At 39.6% G+C, this 15,442-nt stretch carries 18 protein-coding genes and 1 other annotated feature; of the genes, 2 read left to right on the forward strand and 16 right to left on the reverse strand.

What is annotated here, in order from left to right:
- Positions 1–33 precede the first annotated feature (33 nt).
- Complete coding sequence (gene nadB / locus NST66_RS22520; RefSeq protein WP_340843704.1) at positions 34–1,578, reverse strand: L-aspartate oxidase; 1,545 nt, start codon at positions 1,576–1,578, stop codon at positions 34–36.
- Between the two features lie 89 nt (positions 1,579–1,667).
- On the opposite strand from nadB, the gene NST66_RS22525 reads away from it, so the two are divergent.
- Together NST66_RS22525 and NST66_RS22530 are read left to right on the forward strand one after the other, a co-directional pair.
- The gene (locus NST66_RS22525) at positions 1,668–2,804 is read left to right on the forward strand and encodes an IscS subfamily cysteine desulfurase (protein WP_028411708.1); all 1,137 of its coding nucleotides are present in this window, start codon (positions 1,668–1,670) and stop codon (positions 2,802–2,804) included.
- A gap of 15 nt (positions 2,805–2,819) precedes the next feature.
- Positions 2,820–3,365 (forward strand): transcription repressor NadR, encoded by a 546-nt coding sequence (locus NST66_RS22530; protein WP_028411709.1) that lies wholly within the window; start codon positions 2,820–2,822, stop codon positions 3,363–3,365.
- Positions 3,366–3,394: 29 nt separating this feature from the next.
- Here NST66_RS22530 and pheA read toward each other — a convergent pair whose 3' ends face one another.
- The 15 genes from pheA to NST66_RS22605 all read right to left on the reverse strand — a co-directional run bounded on the left by pheA (position 3,395) and on the right by NST66_RS22605 (position 15,312).
- Entirely contained in the window at positions 3,395–4,267 is an 873-nt protein-coding gene (pheA, locus tag NST66_RS22535) for a prephenate dehydratase (protein ID WP_028411710.1), read from the reverse strand.
- Between the two features lie 28 nt (positions 4,268–4,295).
- Positions 4,296–4,745, reverse strand: a complete 450-nt coding sequence (locus NST66_RS22540) for an ACT domain-containing protein (RefSeq protein WP_028411711.1) — start codon at positions 4,743–4,745, stop codon at positions 4,296–4,298.
- Positions 4,746–4,778: 33 nt separating this feature from the next.
- Complete coding sequence (obgE, locus tag NST66_RS22545; RefSeq protein WP_028411712.1) at positions 4,779–6,065, reverse strand: GTPase ObgE; 1,287 nt, start codon at positions 6,063–6,065, stop codon at positions 4,779–4,781.
- Positions 6,066–6,116: 51 nt separating this feature from the next.
- The gene (locus NST66_RS22550; protein ID WP_013085118.1) at positions 6,117–6,653 is read right to left on the reverse strand and encodes a Spo0B C-terminal domain-containing protein; all 537 of its coding nucleotides are present in this window, start codon (positions 6,651–6,653) and stop codon (positions 6,117–6,119) included.
- A 171-nt stretch (positions 6,654–6,824) separates the two neighbouring features.
- Entirely contained in the window at positions 6,825–7,118 is a 294-nt protein-coding gene (rpmA, locus tag NST66_RS22555; protein ID WP_013059335.1) for a 50S ribosomal protein L27, read from the reverse strand.
- 16 nt (positions 7,119–7,134) lie between these two features.
- Positions 7,135–7,467, reverse strand: coding sequence for a ribosomal-processing cysteine protease Prp (locus tag NST66_RS22560; protein WP_013059336.1), 333 nt, complete (start codon positions 7,465–7,467; stop codon positions 7,135–7,137).
- Between the two features lie 9 nt (positions 7,468–7,476).
- Positions 7,477–7,785 (reverse strand): 50S ribosomal protein L21, encoded by a 309-nt coding sequence (gene rplU / locus NST66_RS22565; protein ID WP_013059337.1) that lies wholly within the window; start codon positions 7,783–7,785, stop codon positions 7,477–7,479.
- Positions 7,786–7,799: 14 nt separating this feature from the next.
- Positions 7,800–7,871 (reverse strand) — a sequence feature (ribosomal protein L21 leader region).
- A 78-nt stretch (positions 7,872–7,949) separates the two neighbouring features.
- Positions 7,950–9,419 (reverse strand): Rne/Rng family ribonuclease, encoded by a 1,470-nt coding sequence (locus NST66_RS22570; RefSeq protein WP_340843705.1) that lies wholly within the window; start codon positions 9,417–9,419, stop codon positions 7,950–7,952.
- 83 nt (positions 9,420–9,502) lie between these two features.
- Positions 9,503–10,369 (reverse strand): M50 family metallopeptidase, encoded by an 867-nt coding sequence (locus NST66_RS22575; RefSeq protein WP_033579652.1) that lies wholly within the window; start codon positions 10,367–10,369, stop codon positions 9,503–9,505.
- On the reverse strand, positions 10,362–11,144 hold the full coding sequence (locus NST66_RS22580; RefSeq protein WP_028411716.1) for a M23 family metallopeptidase: 783 nt from the start codon (positions 11,142–11,144) through the stop codon (positions 10,362–10,364). Before NST66_RS22580 ends, NST66_RS22575 begins: the two co-directional genes overlap by 8 nt.
- 120 nt (positions 11,145–11,264) lie before the next feature.
- Positions 11,265–12,065: a septum site-determining protein MinD gene (gene minD / locus NST66_RS22585; protein WP_013059341.1), complete on the reverse strand. Its 801-nt coding sequence runs from the start codon at positions 12,063–12,065 to the stop codon at positions 11,265–11,267.
- 2 nt (positions 12,066–12,067) lie between these two features.
- Entirely contained in the window at positions 12,068–12,751 is a 684-nt protein-coding gene (gene minC, locus NST66_RS22590) for a septum site-determining protein MinC (RefSeq protein ID WP_028411717.1), read from the reverse strand.
- 116 nt (positions 12,752–12,867) lie between these two features.
- Positions 12,868–13,386, reverse strand: coding sequence for a rod shape-determining protein MreD (gene mreD, locus NST66_RS22595; RefSeq protein ID WP_340843706.1), 519 nt, complete (start codon positions 13,384–13,386; stop codon positions 12,868–12,870).
- Positions 13,386–14,267 carry a rod shape-determining protein MreC gene (mreC, locus tag NST66_RS22600; RefSeq protein ID WP_013059344.1) on the reverse strand — a complete coding sequence of 294 codons (882 nt, stop codon included), beginning with the start codon at positions 14,265–14,267 and terminating at the stop codon, positions 13,386–13,388. Before mreC ends, mreD begins: the two co-directional genes overlap by 1 nt.
- Before the next feature lie 19 nt (positions 14,268–14,286).
- A complete protein-coding gene (locus NST66_RS22605) occupies positions 14,287–15,312 on the reverse strand; it encodes a rod shape-determining protein (RefSeq protein ID WP_013059345.1) in 1,026 nt (341 codons plus the stop codon).
- Positions 15,313–15,442: the final 130 nt, after the last annotated feature.

Below are 15,442 nucleotides of genomic sequence, written 5' to 3' on the forward strand. Positions count from 1 at the left end.
TGCTACCTCACCTTTCTTTTTAGATTTCCTTGCTTATAAAATCAATGATTGTTTTGTTGAAGCGGCAGACTGCTTAATAATTCGCTTATGCTCCCACTCTTGCTTTTCATGCGGAAAGTCACTTCGGTAATGACCTCCTCTACTTTCTTTTCTTGCAAGAGAGGACTCGGCAATAAGCAGACCTGCAGTTAGCATATTGCAGATGGTTGCAGCTTCCCTCGAATATATAACTTCTTGATCAAGAGGTATTCCATCCAAATAATTTGTGAATTCATGCACAATGGTAGCCAATTCGTTTTCATGACGAATGATTCCTACACAATCCATCATTTTATGCTGAATTTGTCTTGTGGCAGGCAGTATTTTAGGCATGCCTTTATAGACGTAACGAACGGGAGTATAACGAGATACCGTTCTCGCTTTATGTAAAATATGACGCCCTGCCCGTTTTCCGAATACAAGACACTCTAACAATGAATTGCTTGCTAGACGATTTGCTCCATGAACGCCTGTAGAAGAAACTTCCCCCACGGCATACAATCCTTCAACACTTGTTTGTCCGTAAGCATCTACTTCAATTCCACCCATTAAAAAATGTGCGCCCGGAGTAACAGGTATTCGTTTTTTGTCCAATTGAATTTTATACTTTCGACACAGTGCCGTAATCGTAGGAAATTTTTGTTCAAAATGAGCCACTTTTTCAATGTCTAAAAATACGGATCTTCCTTTTTTCATTTCATTAAAAATCGTCCTTGCTACAACATCTCGCGGTGCTAAATCCTTAAAGAGATGAACGCCTTCCATTATGCGTTCATTCCATTCATTTACCAGTACACCACCTTCACCTCGAACCGCTTCGGATACTAGACCTTTCGCTTCCTTTTGATACAAAAGGGTCGGATGAAACTGAACAAATTCTAAGTCCGCTAATTTTGCTCCAGCCCTGTACGCAAGCGCTAGCCCATCTCCTGTCGCAAGCGGCTGGTTAGATGTATGCTTGTACAAAGCGCCGATTCCTCCGGTAGCAATAATGGTTTGGCGAGCATAATATATAGTAATTTTGTTGTTTTCACCTTGTCCGATAGCACCTCTACACGTTCCATCTACAGTTACTAAATGCTGAATCATTTCGTTTTCAATCACTGTAATATATGGCAGTACTTCTTTTTTCAAAAAAGCGAACAGCGCTTGTCCTGTTGCATCCCCACCTGCATGCAGAATACGATTGACACGATGGGCTCCTTCTTTTCCAAAATGCAGCGTACCATCTGGATTTTTATCAAACTTCATTCCTTTATGAATCAATTCATTTACTACAGCCACACCTTCTTCCACTAAAGTGCGTACCGCTTGTTCATTGCAATGCTTATTGCCCGCAATCAACGTATCATAGAGATGTTCACTCCAGTGATCGCTGCTTCCAATAGCAGCTGCTACTCCGCCTTGAGCAAGAACTGAGTTATTGCGGTCAATTTTCCCTTTCGTTACCATTACAACTCTGTTATGACGACACAGTTCATAAGCTGCAGAAAACGCTGCTAATCCGCTTCCAATAATTAAAACATCCGTCTCTAACATTTTACACCTCTTTATTTACACGTGTCTTGACACCTATATTTACATATTATTAAATGAAAGACAAGAAGTTTTTTTATCGGGGGGAGAAAATGATTTATCTGGACTATGCAGCAACAACGCCAATGAGACAAGAAGCAATTGAGGTATATACTGAAGCGGCAACGAGCTATTATGGAAATTCCAGCAGTCTTCACACACTTGGAACACAAGCAGAGAATCTGCTTACACTATGCAGAAAAAAATTAAGTCTGTTAGTAAATTGCCGAGAGGATGATCTTTTTTTTACAAGCGGGGGAACAGAAGCTAATTACTTAGCTATCCACTCTCTTTTAAAAGGAAACACTAGCAAACGAAAACATTTGGTTACAACGAAGCTTGAACATTCTTCAGTTCTTCATACGTTGCAGCAGCTTGAAAAAGAAGGCTTTTCCTTATCTTACGTACCTGTAGATCAAAACGGCGTTGTGTCTGTAGACGACTTAAAGAAGACGATTCGACCTGACACTGTGCTAGTAGCCATTCAGCATATCAATCATGAGCTCGGTACAATTCAGCCAGTTGAGGATATTGGCCATTTTTTATCTAAAAAAGAAATTCTCTTTCACTGTGATTGTGTTCAATCTTTCGGTAAGCTTCCTATTGATGTTAAAAAGCTGAAAGCTGATAGCATCTCAGTTTCTAGTCATAAAATTTACGGACCAAAAGGTGTAGGAATGGTATACATGAATTCAAGTTCTTCTTGGAAGCCTATTTATCATAAAGCAACTCATGAAAAAGGCTTTCGCCCTGGGACTGTAAATACCACAGGCATTGCTGCCTTTACTGCAGCAGCTGAATGCGCATATGCAGAAATGAAGACCGCCAGAAGCCATTATGAGCGCTTAAAATCGTACTTACTGGAAAAACTAGAATCTCTTGCTCCTTTTATAGAGGTAGAAGGCCTTGGGAACTCTCATTTTCCTGGAATTATTGGACTGACATTTTCAAACATACAGGGTCAATATGTTATGTTACAATGTAATCGTCACGGAATTGCTATATCTACGGGAAGTGCCTGCCATGTAAATCAGCAGGAACCATTAGCTTCTTTACTTGCGATTGGCAAATCGACTGCGAATGCTAAGAACTTTGTACGTCTTTCATTTAGTCAACATTCAACGTTTAAGCATATTGATCGACTCATATCCGTTTTTCATTTATTACAGCAAGAATTTATGACAGTGTAAAAGGAGGGATTAAAGGTGCCAGGAACTCAAAAAAAAATTCTTGGAGAAGAAAGAAGAGAACTTATTCTACAATGGTTACAAACAGAGAATAAACCAATGACGGGCAGTGAGCTTTCGAAAAGAACAAACGTTAGCCGCCAAGTCATTGTACAAGATATTTCGCTGCTTAAAGCTAAAAATGAGCCCATTATCGCAACAAGCCAAGGATATATTTATATTCAAAATCCATCTCAAACTACCGTGCATCAGCGAATTATTGCCTGTCAGCATACGCCAGAAGATGCTGAAAAGGAGCTTCTCCTGCTTGTTGACCACGGCGTTCTTGTAAAAAATGTAACCGTTGAACACCCTGTGTATGGTGAATTAACGGCTTCCGTTATGATTCAAACCCGAAAAGAAGTAGAAACGTTCATAAAAAAAATTCAAGAAACAAACGCAACTTATTTATCTCAGTTAACAGAGGGGATTCACCTTCATACGATTGAAGCAGATACAATTGAAAAACTGAATGCTGCCTGCTTAGCTCTTGAAGCGGAAGGTTATTTAGTTTCGAATGAGTAAAAAGGTGTTATAACAAAAAAAATCCCGCTTTAAAGCGGGATTTCTGTTTCAAGTAGTGTATGAGGATAGCTTCCTAACAGCTCTACGCTACAGCCCAGTGCCTCAAGTTCAGCCATAGCCCCAGGGATTAATACTTCATCCATTTTTTGTTCAATATCAACGATAAAGAAATAGTTTCCAAGCCCTGTTTTCATGGGACGGGATTCAATTTTAGACAGATTTAGCTTACGCCAGGAGAAAGCTGAAAGCACTTGATGAAGCGCTCCTGCCTGATCAGATGGAAGTGTAATCATTAACGTTGTCTTGCACCCGTTTCCAGCTAAAAATGGCACCTCTTGCCCTCCATCTTTATGCAAAATAACAAACCTTGTTGTATTATGATCATAATCATGAATATTCGGGCAAGCAATATGTAATCCATATTCACGGGCTGCTAATCCATTCGCAATAGCTCCAATATTAAGCTCAGGGTGTTCGCTTACATATTTAGCAGCAAACGCCGTTGATGTCATCTCTTCTACTGCAGTTGACGTACATTCTCCGTGTAAAAATTTATGACACTGCGCAATTGCATGAGGATGAGAATAAATCGTTTCAATGTTTTTCCACTGTTCTGCATGAGATGGATGAACCATTAAATGCTGACGAATTGGAAGCACAATTTCTCCAACAATCGGCAGACGACGTTCGTGAATAAGATAATCAAGTGTTAAATTTACAGATCCTTCAAGTGCATTTTCTAACGGTACAATTCCATACTCAATCTCTCCTTTATCCACTGCATCAATGCATGCTGGAATTGTTTTGTATGGAATATGGTCGTGCTGTTTAAATACGCCTTGGACGGCCACATGTGTAAATGTTGCCTTTGGTCCTAAATATCCTACTTTCCCCACAATCATGCCTCTCCTTATCTATATCTGTTTACCATTATGCCCCTGAACCAAGCACGTCCACTTTATCTACAAACTCTAAGCTTTTCAGTCTTCGCAGCATTTCATTTAACTCAACACTCATACTTGCTGTATCTAATGAAAGAGTTACGTTGGCACGCCCTTGTAAAGGGATGGTTTGGTGAATTGTTAGCACATTGCATCCTGATGATGCAACGGTGCTCAATAAATGTGATAAAGTTCCTGATCGATCTTCAATATGAAAAAATAGTGAAATAATGCGCTGTTTGACAACCGTCTGAAACGGAAAGACCGTGTCGCGGTACTTATAAAAAGCACTGCGACTCAAGTCTACGGCTTGTACAGCATCTGCTACCGACTCAGCTTTTCCCCGTTCAATTAACAGCTTCGCATCCAATGTTTTTTTCATCGCTTCTGGTAATACATCTTCGCGAACTAAATAAAACTGCTTATCGCTCTTATGCAAGTAAAGCCCCTCCCCTTATCCTATGAACAACAATTAGTCGATAAATTCAAATTCATATTCAAACAGCTTTACAATGTCGCCATCTTTTGCTCCTCGTTCACGAAGGGCTTCATCGACGCCCATGCCTCGAAGCTGGCGCGCGAATCGACGAACTGATTCTTCACGTGAGAAGTCAGTCATCTTGAATAATTTTTCGATTTTTTCACCGCTTAATACGTATGAGCCATCGCTATCACGCGTAATAACAAATTCCACTTCTTTCTTTTCATGCTTGTACAGTACGCGGTGCATAGATAGATCTTCCTCTTCTTGCATTGGGAATTCCGGCGTCGTTTCTACAAGATCAGCTACTGTAAATAACAGTTCGCGTATTCCATCACGCGTTGCCGCAGAAATTGGAAATATTTTCACTTCGTCCCCTACTTTTTCTTTGAATGCAGCTAAATTCTCTTCGGCTTGCGGGATATCCATTTTATTTGCTACCACTACTTGCGGACGTTCCGTTAAACGCATATTATACTGACGCAGCTCTTCATTAATAGTTAAGTAATCTTCATATGGATCACGGCCTTCTAAACCTGACATATCGATTACATGGACAATCACGCGGGTACGTTCAATGTGACGTAAAAACTGATGACCTAATCCTACACCTTCATGTGCACCTTCGATTAGCCCTGGTAAATCTGCCATCACAAAACTGCGATTATCTTCTGTTTCAACTACTCCCAAATTCGGATTAATTGTTGTAAAATGATATTCAGCAATTTTTGGCTTTGCAGCAGACGTTACGGATAATAACGTTGACTTTCCAACACTTGGGAAACCAACTAATCCTACATCGGCTAATACTTTTAATTCAAGAATGACATTTCTCTCTTTACCTGGCTCTCCATTTTCTGAAAGCTCCGGTGCTGGATTTGCAGGTGTAGCAAAACGCGTATTCCCACGCCCTCCGCGTCCACCTTTAGCAATCACTGCACGCTGGCCGTGCTCAACTAAATCAGCAATCGTTTCGTTCGTATCTTCATCCAACACAACGGTACCTGGTGGAACTTTTACAATCATCGGCTCAGCGTTACGTCCGTGCTGTCCTTTTGACATTCCATGTTCACCACGGCTTGCTTTAAAGTGACGCTTATAACGGAAATCCATCAGCGTACGTAATCCTTCTTCTACTTCAAAAATGACATCTGCACCGTGACCACCGTCACCACCTGCAGGACCTCCTTTTGGTACGTACTTTTCGCGACGGAAGGCAACCATTCCATTTCCTCCGTCGCCACCTTTTACATATACCTTGACCTGATCTACAAACATTTCTTTTTCACTCCGTTCTATATCTTAGCTCTTGCCATAGCAAAAGCGCTTTTAACTTATTGTGAGCATAAGGCTAAATTCATCTTCAGACATATGCTGTTCAACCAATGCAACTCCTTGAGCGCACTCATAACATTGTAGCTTGTTTTGTAGCTTCTGTATATCTGTTAGTATTCCACTAAAGTCAAAAAAGAAACGAATTCCCTGTTCTTCAATGCATACTGAAATACTCAAATAGTTTTCTGCATGATAATCAACATATTTTTCGAGTGCTTCTGTCAAATAGCAACACCAGTTGTATACGAACTCATCGTATTGTGATAAATCCTTCAATTCTCCAAGCACTTCCACATCTAAGCGAACAGCATGGTTATTCCAATGATAGGTCATAACAAAGCCCGCAAACAGTCGCATATTGATGTTTGTTAACTTGGATTCATGTTTGGATTCATTTACAATTTCTTCAATGATTTCATTCGCTCGATCAAGCCGATTCAACGCTAGATTGCCTTTGATTAATTGCAGCTTATTTAACCAATCATGCCGCGCGTATCTTAATACCTCTACGACATCCCATTCTTTTTCCATCTTAGCACTCCTAACTTTGACTCGAGCATAAGTATTTCACAACGCTGACAAACATCTCGTATCAATCTTCTTAGATATGTTCGATTATAACAAATTCCAATGGGTAATAGGTGAAATATTCTACAAAAAGAAAACTCTAACCTACTTGGGTTAGAGTTTTCTTTTTGTATCTTATGCTTCTTGAGCAACAGGGTATACAGATACTTTTTTACGGTCACGACCGAAACGTTCAAATTTAACGATACCGTCGATTTGAGCGAATAAAGTATCATCTCCACCACGACCTACGTTTGCACCTGGGTAAATTTTAGTACCGCGTTGACGGTATAAAATTGAACCACCAGATACGAATTGGCCATCAGCACGTTTAGCACCAAGACGTTTCGAGATTGAATCACGACCGTTTTTAGTACTACCTACTCCTTTTTTAGAAGCGAAGAATTGAAGGTCTAATCTTACTAACATGACATCCACCTCCTGTTTAGTTGTCGTTAATTTTTATATAATTACTGTAATCTAATTCGATCGTTTTCAGTGAAACAACCATACCTTCTAATAGCAATTGAATCTGTTCCAATGTGAACGAATCCACATCTTTCGGAATCTCACAACGGAGATAGCCACCATCTCCACCTTGCTCTAAGTGCGGTTCAACCCCACTTATTGAAAAGATAGCATTAATTGTTCCAAATGAAACTGCAGATGCTCCCGCACAAACAAGATCTTTTCCGTGTTCGGAAAAGTCAGCATGTCCACTCATCGTGAACCCGTCAACTTTCTTATTTGCATCACGAGAAATCGTCACCTTAATCATTTGTTATAATTACGCGTTGATAGCGTCGATTACAACTTTTGTGTAAGGTTGACGGTGACCTTGCTTACGACGATAGTTTTTCTTTGCTTTGTATTTAAATACAGTGATCTTTTTAGCGCGACCTTGTTTTTCAACTTTAGCCGTAACTGTTGCACCTTCTACGAAAGGAACACCAACTTTCACGCTGTCGCCACCTACAAATAATACTTTGTCAAAAGTAACTGTTTCGCCTTGTTCACCAGCAAGTTTTTCAACGTAGATTGCTTGACCAGCCTCTACTTTAATTTGCTTACCACCAGTTTCAATAATTGCGTACATTCTCTGCACCTCCTCTAAAAACTAAGACTCGCCATCACAGGTGTTCAAGTGAACTTAAAACCTGTTCTGAGCGGTTGTAGCACGGGTGCTACAAACCAACATATTAAATCTTACTACAAATCAAAGGTTAGTGTCAATTGGAATTCATGTTTTCTTCTAAAAATTTATATAGAAGCAGAGACCCTTTTTTGAATCTGCTCTTTCAACCCCAATTGACGCAAAACAAATGCGTTTGTATAATCATCGCTTGGCGTAAGATATACGGTTTTTTTAACCATTTTCTCTAGAGCTTTGAGAAACCCTTGAGCTTTCATTTCATTTATAACATCACTTCGCGTCTCAATCCAAATAGCCTCTTCTTCCGCGCCGCGATGTTCCCAAATTACACGTTCAATTTGAAAAGCAACCGTTTTGGAATCAATCATTTTACCGGTTCCTTCACATACTTCACAAGGCATAGTTAATGTTGACCCAATGCTATTGCGCACTTTCTTCCGCGTTAATTGCAATATGCCGAGCTCTGTAAAGCCAACTACATTCGTCCGCACTTCATCTTGTTCACATAGCTTTTTCATGTACCTTTCTACTTCTGTCCGATCTTCTTTATGAGACATATTTATAAAATCAATTAAGATCATGCCGCCTAAGTGACGTAATTGCATCTGTTTGGACAGTTCATACGCAGCTTCCATATTTGTTTGAAGCATCGTCTTTCGAATATTATCTTTTCCTGAAAACTTCCCCGTGTTCACGTCTACGACCGTCATCGCTTCCGTTTCGTCAATAACGATATAACCTCCACTTTTGAGCCACACGATTCGCTTTAAAAGCTTCTCTATTTGCCGTTCCACATCATAAAAGGAGAAAATATTTTCATTTCCTTTATAGTACTCTATTGACGAGTTAGGGTAGGCAGCTTGAAGATGTTGATATAGGTCAAAGTCATCTACTACTATCCCGTCAATTCCTTGTTGAAGTGCAGCTTGCACTCTTGTTTCGAGAAAATCTTGTCCTTTGCTGACTAGGGCAGGAGCTTTCATTCCCTGTGCCTGTCGTTCAAGGCGCTCATATTTCTTCTGTAGCTCTTTTATTTTGTGTTGGACCGCAGCTTCTGATTTTTCCTCAATCGCTGTTCGAAATAAAAAGCCTTCCATCCCCTGTTTTAACCGCTCGCCAAGCTGTTTCCACTGTTGGCGTTTTGGCTCATCTATTTTTTTGGATACAGCGACATAGTTTCCGTGCGGTAAATATACAAGCTCATCAGAAGAAAATTCAATAATACCCGTCAGCTTCGGCCCTTTTGTTCCAATGCCTTCTTTTACAACTTGAACCAATACTTTTTCTCCTTCACGAATAAAAGCAGACATCGGCTGCTGATCCTTGTGAGGATTATCTGACTGCTGATAGGATACAAGTTCATTTCGATGAATAAATCCGTTCATTGATAAACCAATATCGATAAAGGCTGCTTGCATATGCGGCAGGACTTTTACGACTTTACCCCAATATATATCACCAATAATTTGATTCTCGCTTTGTTCTTCTAAATATATTTTTTCTAGTGTTTTATCGTTTATCACGGCTATACGTTTGGAAGAAGTAGCCGCGTTAATGATACATGCCTTCACATACATTGCCTCACTTTAATCTAAATTCATAGGAAAAAGTTCGGTCAGTGCAACCGAACTTTTTTCATTCTATTCTATGTTACTAGAAATCAGTAAACTGTTACAAGTTCATCTAGTGGGCTATTTGTTCTTTTTTCTACAAAGTAAGCGTGTAAAAGTTCATTTTCATCAATTTGTACATGCTCGCCTGTTTGAGATGTAGCAATAATCATATGCTTACAACCTCTTTGGAATTTTTGCAGGACTTGATGGAGCGTCTCACTGGTTGATACACTTAGCGTTTTTAAAGCTCCAATTGGATGCTCTTTTCCATGATACCTCTCCAACAAAAAGCGCATGTAGACAAATTGCCTGCTCTTCCATTCCAAATATCCGGATATAATTAAAAATGAAATAACAATCCATAAGTGCAGCTGAAAAGGATGCATAATGACGGCGTAGATAATACCGATAGCTAAAAAAAACGTTGATAACCGGAGTGCAAGCTTATGCGCTTCTAAAAATGGTAAAGAACGACTGCACATTAAAAAAAGCAGCTTCCCTCCGTCCAATGGCCAAATGGGCAAAAGGTTAAACAGTAAAATTACTGTGCATTGAAACATAAATTGCTCATACGTTTCCAAAGACAACACATTTATTTTCATTAATAAGAAAGCAGCTCCAAACATCCAAAGATGCTGAAGAGGTCCACTTATTGTCACAATAAACTCTTCTCGAAATGGACGATTACCATGTTCATCTACTTCTGCTACTCCTCCAAAAGGTAAGAGCATAATTCTACGAATTCGCCAAGAAAAACACTGAGCCGCTACGGCGTGGCCCAGTTCATGAATAATTACAATAATAAATAACAAAAAAAGCTGCTTTACCGTAGCCGTTAAGATACCAATTACGAAAATCCCCCAAAACAATGGATGAATGTGAATTTTCATTAATAACGAAAAAGCACTATTCAAATTGAATCACCTGACTAGGATCCACAAACTTATCGCCTTTTTTAATAGCAAAATAGAACGTTCCAGCATCGCCTTTTTTACTGTTTTCCACAATTCCTACTTCTTTGCCTTTATTCACAAAATCATACATGCTAACATTGATTTTTTTGAGCTGTCCATACCAAGTTTCAGTTCCATCGGCATGTTGAATAATAACGGTATTCCCAGTATCATCACGTTTTCCTACATACCTTACAATACCTTCACTCATTGCTTCTACAACAGAATCCACTCCTGTTTGAACCGTCACGCCTTGCTTACTTTGAGCAAATGTTTCCGTTACTTTCCCTGAAGCTGGAGTAGCGTATTCTCCGCTTACACTTTGCTCCGTTTTGCTAGACTCCTTATTCGGCAGTAGCGTTAACGGCTTCCCAAACTTATCTTCATACCAAGAGGAAACAGCCGCAAACTGAAATTCTTTATCCATTGTTTGTTGAACCACCACTCTGGCCTGTTCAAAAGCAGGAGAAGCGTTCTTGAACATAATCCCTACAATTAACACTAAGCAGGCCGAAGCTAAAATTTTAAATAAAAAGCGTTCTTTTCGAAATAACGGGTGATATTCCTTTGCTGATGGTGTGTATTCAACCGCAGAATAATCCATCGATCCATATTTTTCTTCTTCACTCATTAAGGACGTATGAAGAGGTTCTTGAGGAAGACGCTTCGTTGTATTTAATTGTTTTCGCTTGCGCTCAGCAATTCGTTTACGGATTTCATCAGCACGTCGATTCATGATTCATCATTCTCCTTGTTCTTATCGTATAATCAACTATATGACTTGTCCGTGGAGCTTATGACAGCTTGACTCTACAAAATCACACAAATAAAAAAAGCTTCCTCTATCGGAAGCTTTTTAAGAACGAACACCAAAGAATCGTTTAATACGTGCAAACATTCCCTTATCTTCTTCATCTAACGATTGAAGAGGAACCGTTTCACCTAGAATACGTCTTGCAATATTACGATATGCAATTGATGCTTTGCTTGATGGATCCATGACAATTGGTTCACCGTTGTTAGAAGCACGAATAACATTTTCATCGTCAGCAACGATTCCAATTAAATCAACAGCCAGAAGCTGAGAAATTTCTTCCACGTCCAGCATGTCTCCATTTTTCATCATATGACTACGGATTCGGTTAATAACCAGTTTTGGAGATTCGATATCCTCTTGCTCCAATAATCCAATAATACGGTCAGCATCACGAACAGCTGAAACTTCCGGTGTTGTCACAACGAGTGCCTTATCAGCGCCAGCTACGGCATTCTTATAGCCTTGTTCAATACCAGCTGGGCAATCAATAACCACATAGTCATAGTCTTGCTTTAACTGAAGAACTAACTCTCGCATTTGTTCTGGTTGAACAGCTGTTTTGTCACTCGTTTGAGCAGCAGGAAGTAAGTACAAACATTCAAAACGCTTGTCCTTAATCAAGGCTTTTTGCGGTTGGCATCGACCTTCTACCACGTCTACAAGATCATAAATAATACGATTTTCAAGCCCCATTACAACATCCAAGTTGCGTAAGCCGATATCAGTGTCTACTAGACACACGCGCTTTCCAGCTAATGCTAGAGCAGTACCTAAATTGGCTGATGTCGTTGTTTTTCCAACTCCACCTTTACCAGACGTAACAACAATAGCCTCTCCCACTGTCAAATTCTCCTTTCTACCCTGGTCAAATTCGGTCTTAGATGCGGTAAAGCTTGCACGCGATCTATCACCATTTGATCATTATCATCTAAGTATGCACATTCCATTATATTCTCTTCCTTCTCACTGCGCTCTTCTTCTGATCGGGTAATGATATCAGCAATGCGCAGCTGTGAAGGTTTCATTAACGATGCAGCAATAACGGCGTTTTTATTGCCGCGATATCCTGCATGAGCAATCCCTTTTAAAGCACCTAATACAAATAAATTTCCTCCAGCTACAACGGTTCCTCCGGGATTTACGTCTCCGACTAGAAGCAAATCGCCTTCTACATGGAGAACCTGTCCTGAACGAACTACCTTTGTAACAGATACTAATTCACTTTCTTCTCTTACTCGGACTGCATCTTGCTTTAAAATAACGTTACTATCAATTTGTTTAACTACTAAATACTGATTTTCTTCTATGAGCGCCTTCAATTCGGTTTCCTGCTCTGTAGTTAAATAACGATTTCCGATTTTGACATACACTGTGACGATTTGATCGGCATCGCCATGCTTATTTGTCAAAAGCTTCGTCTTAAGTTCCGTCAAAAGCTCTGCAAATGAACATGTATCATTGAGATGCAACGTTAATCCATCTTTTGTTCCTTTAATTGTCACATTTTGTTGCTTTTGTTTATTCAAGACGCTCACCTCAACGAATATATAATTTCGACAGAGACTTACTCAATTCCTTTTTTTCGTTTCTTCAATCAGCATTTTTATCACATCACGAACGAGAAGCGTAATATATTTTCGGATCAGCGTTCATCGATAAATTTAGCGAAATATTGAAAACATCTTTGAAGCGGAAATGCAAAAATGAGTGCAAATATGGCATTTAAAATGATGGTTGCGTAAAATCGCTCTTGCAAGAAGCGACCAATGGTCATATCGGATATATTAATAATGCTATTAATTCCATATACATAAAACTCAATAATGGCTACAGCTAATAGCGACATGCAGATTACGATAAGCGTATTTTGCTGAAAAACCTTCATTAGTTTTGATACGATATAGCATACGGCCGGCAATCCAAGCGCGTATACTCCTAAGACATCCGTAAAGGCAATATCGTACATGAATCCAAGGATTACCCCATATAGCATCGCTTGCTTTGGGTGATAATACACTGCCATAAAAGCCAGTACCACTACAACAAAGTGAGGCGATAGAATCCAGTCTCGCCATGGTGATGCCATGGCGACAAAATTAACAAAGATACTTTCAAACATAAAAACGACAAGCACGAGAATAGGAAGGACAAACCGCTTCATCAGTTAGCCTCCTCCGCCCCTAAATCGTCTTCAGCAGCGGGCGCACTTCTTTTAGCTACAACTACGTTATCTAAGTCATACAAGTCAGCAGCAGGTTTGATATAAGCTTTTTTCGTTAATCCATATTCATCAGGCTCAATTTTTGTGATAACGCCAATTGGAAGATTGCTAGGAAAAATGCCGTCTTCTTGTCCTAGACCGGACGTTACTACTTTTTGCTTTTCTTTAATATCAGCATCAAAAGGAATACGACGCATAACAAGCGCCTGTTCTTTATCATCATAGCCTTCAATTAAACCAAACACTTCTTTTTTAGCCTGAATTTTAGCAGATACACGGTTTGTACGATCTGATGAACTAATTAACTGCACAGTAGATGTGAACTTAGATGCATGCTTCACTTTACCAATCAGCCCTTCAGGAGTCATAACAGCCATATTTTCCTGTACATTATGAACCGTCCCTTTATCAATGGCAATTACCTCATGCCAACGGTCTGGATTACGAGCAATAACTGTTGCTTCGATTGGATTGTATTGACTTAAATCCGTTTTTTTGTCGAGCTGTGCTCTTAATTTTTTATTTTCTTGCTGCAAAGCGTTGGCTTTCGTTTCTAATTGCATGCGTTCGTCTAAACGGGCTTTTAATACCTCGTTTTCTTCGTATGTACGCTTTAAGTCACCTACATTCTGAAAGAAACCCGCTACAAATTGTGCGGGTTCATTAAAGGTAGCCTGAACAAGACCAACCGTATCTTTGACAAACTGTTCAGGCCACGTTACATTTTTACGACCATTTAACGAAAAACCAATCAATGCCACTAATACAATAATACTGACCAATAAAATAACTAAACGTTTATTTAAGAAAAATTGTGGCACGATCTACACCTCTTAATATTTAGCGATATGAATCGCTTGTACGATTTTTAAATAAATCAATGTGTTCTAACGCTTTACCAGTTCCAATTGCAACACAGTCAAGCGGATCTTCTGCGATGACAACCGGCATATTTGTTTCTTCACTAATAACTTTATCTAAATTACGTAGCAATGCGCCACCGCCTGTTAATACAATACCGCGATCCATAATATCTGCCGCAAGTTCAGGTGGTGTTTTTTCTAATGTACTTTTTACTGAATCGACAATAGAAGCCACTGTATCTTTTAGCGCTTCTGCAATTTCTTCTGCTGAAATTTCGATTGTTTTCGGTAGACCTGTTAGTAAGTCACGTCCGCGAATTTCCATGTTTTCAATACCTTCTGGAATTCCGGCAGAACCGACTTCTACTTTTAATGCTTCTGACGTACGCTCACCGATCATTAAATTGTAATTCTTGCGAATATATTGAATAATCGCTTCATCCATCTCGTCCCCAGCGATACGGATTGACTGACATGTTACGATTCCGCCTAAAGAAATAATCGCAACTTCTGTTGTTCCTCCACCAATATCTACTACCATACTTCCCGTTGGCTCCCAAACCGGTAGATTGGCGCCGATTGCTGCAGCAAACGGTTCTTCAATTGTATACGCATCACGCGCGCCAGCCTGACGAGTCGCATCAATAACGGCACGCTTCTCAACAGCTGTAATGCCAGAAGGTACACAAACCATTACATACGGCTTACCCGCAAACAAACTTTTTGTTTTTTGAGCTTGATTGATGTAATATTTCATCATCGTCGCAGTTGTTTCGTAATCTGCAATAACTCCATCTTTCATTGGACGAAGGGCTACTACGTTCCCAGGTGTACGACCAATCATATTTTTTGCATCGTTACCTACCGCAACGATTTGTTTTGTATCAGTTTGCAAAGCCACAACAGACGGCTCACGCACAACAATTCCTTTTCCTTTTACATAAACGAGCGTATTTGCAGTACCCAAATCTATTCCAAGGTCTCTAGTACCGATTCCAAACATGTGTCTCTTCCTTTCTCTTACCAAAATGCAAAGGTAAAAATTCCATAATTCAATTTCTTCATTTCATAAGTAACATTTTTTATTTTCTATACTTTTTTCATAGATGTCAACGCCAAATATTGTATGATAA

It is taken from the genome of Priestia sp. FSL W8-0524, from assembly GCF_038005965.1.
Lineage (GTDB): Bacteria > Bacillota > Bacilli > Bacillales > Bacillaceae_H > Priestia > Priestia zanthoxyli.

What these genes read in the sequence shown, in the direction of transcription:
- NST66_RS22560 (WP_013059336.1), bottom strand. Translation starts at nt 7,467, where the DNA reads ATGATTAAGGTGACGATTTCTCGTGATGCAAATAAGAAAGTTGACGGG.
- obgE (WP_028411712.1), bottom strand. Translation starts at nt 6,065, where the DNA reads ATGTTTGTAGATCAGGTCAAGGTATATGTAAAAGGTGGCGACGGAGGA.
- NST66_RS22605 (WP_013059345.1), bottom strand. Translation starts at nt 15,312, where the DNA reads ATGTTTGGAATCGGTACTAGAGACCTTGGAATAGATTTGGGTACTGCA.
- nadB (WP_340843704.1), bottom strand. Translation starts at nt 1,578, where the DNA reads ATGTTAGAGACGGATGTTTTAATTATTGGAAGCGGATTAGCAGCGTTT.
- NST66_RS22550 (WP_013085118.1), bottom strand. Translation starts at nt 6,653, where the DNA reads ATGGAAAAAGAATGGGATGTCGTAGAGGTATTAAGATACGCGCGGCAT.
- mreD (WP_340843706.1), bottom strand. Translation starts at nt 13,386, where the DNA reads ATGAAGCGGTTTGTCCTTCCTATTCTCGTGCTTGTCGTTTTTATGTTT.
- NST66_RS22525 (WP_028411708.1), top strand. Translation starts at nt 1,668, where the DNA reads ATGATTTATCTGGACTATGCAGCAACAACGCCAATGAGACAAGAAGCA.
- NST66_RS22580 (WP_028411716.1), bottom strand. Translation starts at nt 11,144, where the DNA reads ATGAATCGACGTGCTGATGAAATCCGTAAACGAATTGCTGAGCGCAAG.
- rplU (WP_013059337.1), bottom strand. Translation starts at nt 7,785, where the DNA reads ATGTACGCAATTATTGAAACTGGTGGTAAGCAAATTAAAGTAGAGGCT.
- pheA (WP_028411710.1), bottom strand. Translation starts at nt 4,267, where the DNA reads ATGATTGTGGGGAAAGTAGGATATTTAGGACCAAAGGCAACATTTACA.
- rpmA (WP_013059335.1), bottom strand. Translation starts at nt 7,118, where the DNA reads ATGTTAGTAAGATTAGACCTTCAATTCTTCGCTTCTAAAAAAGGAGTA.
- NST66_RS22570 (WP_340843705.1), bottom strand. Translation starts at nt 9,419, where the DNA reads ATGTATGTGAAGGCATGTATCATTAACGCGGCTACTTCTTCCAAACGT.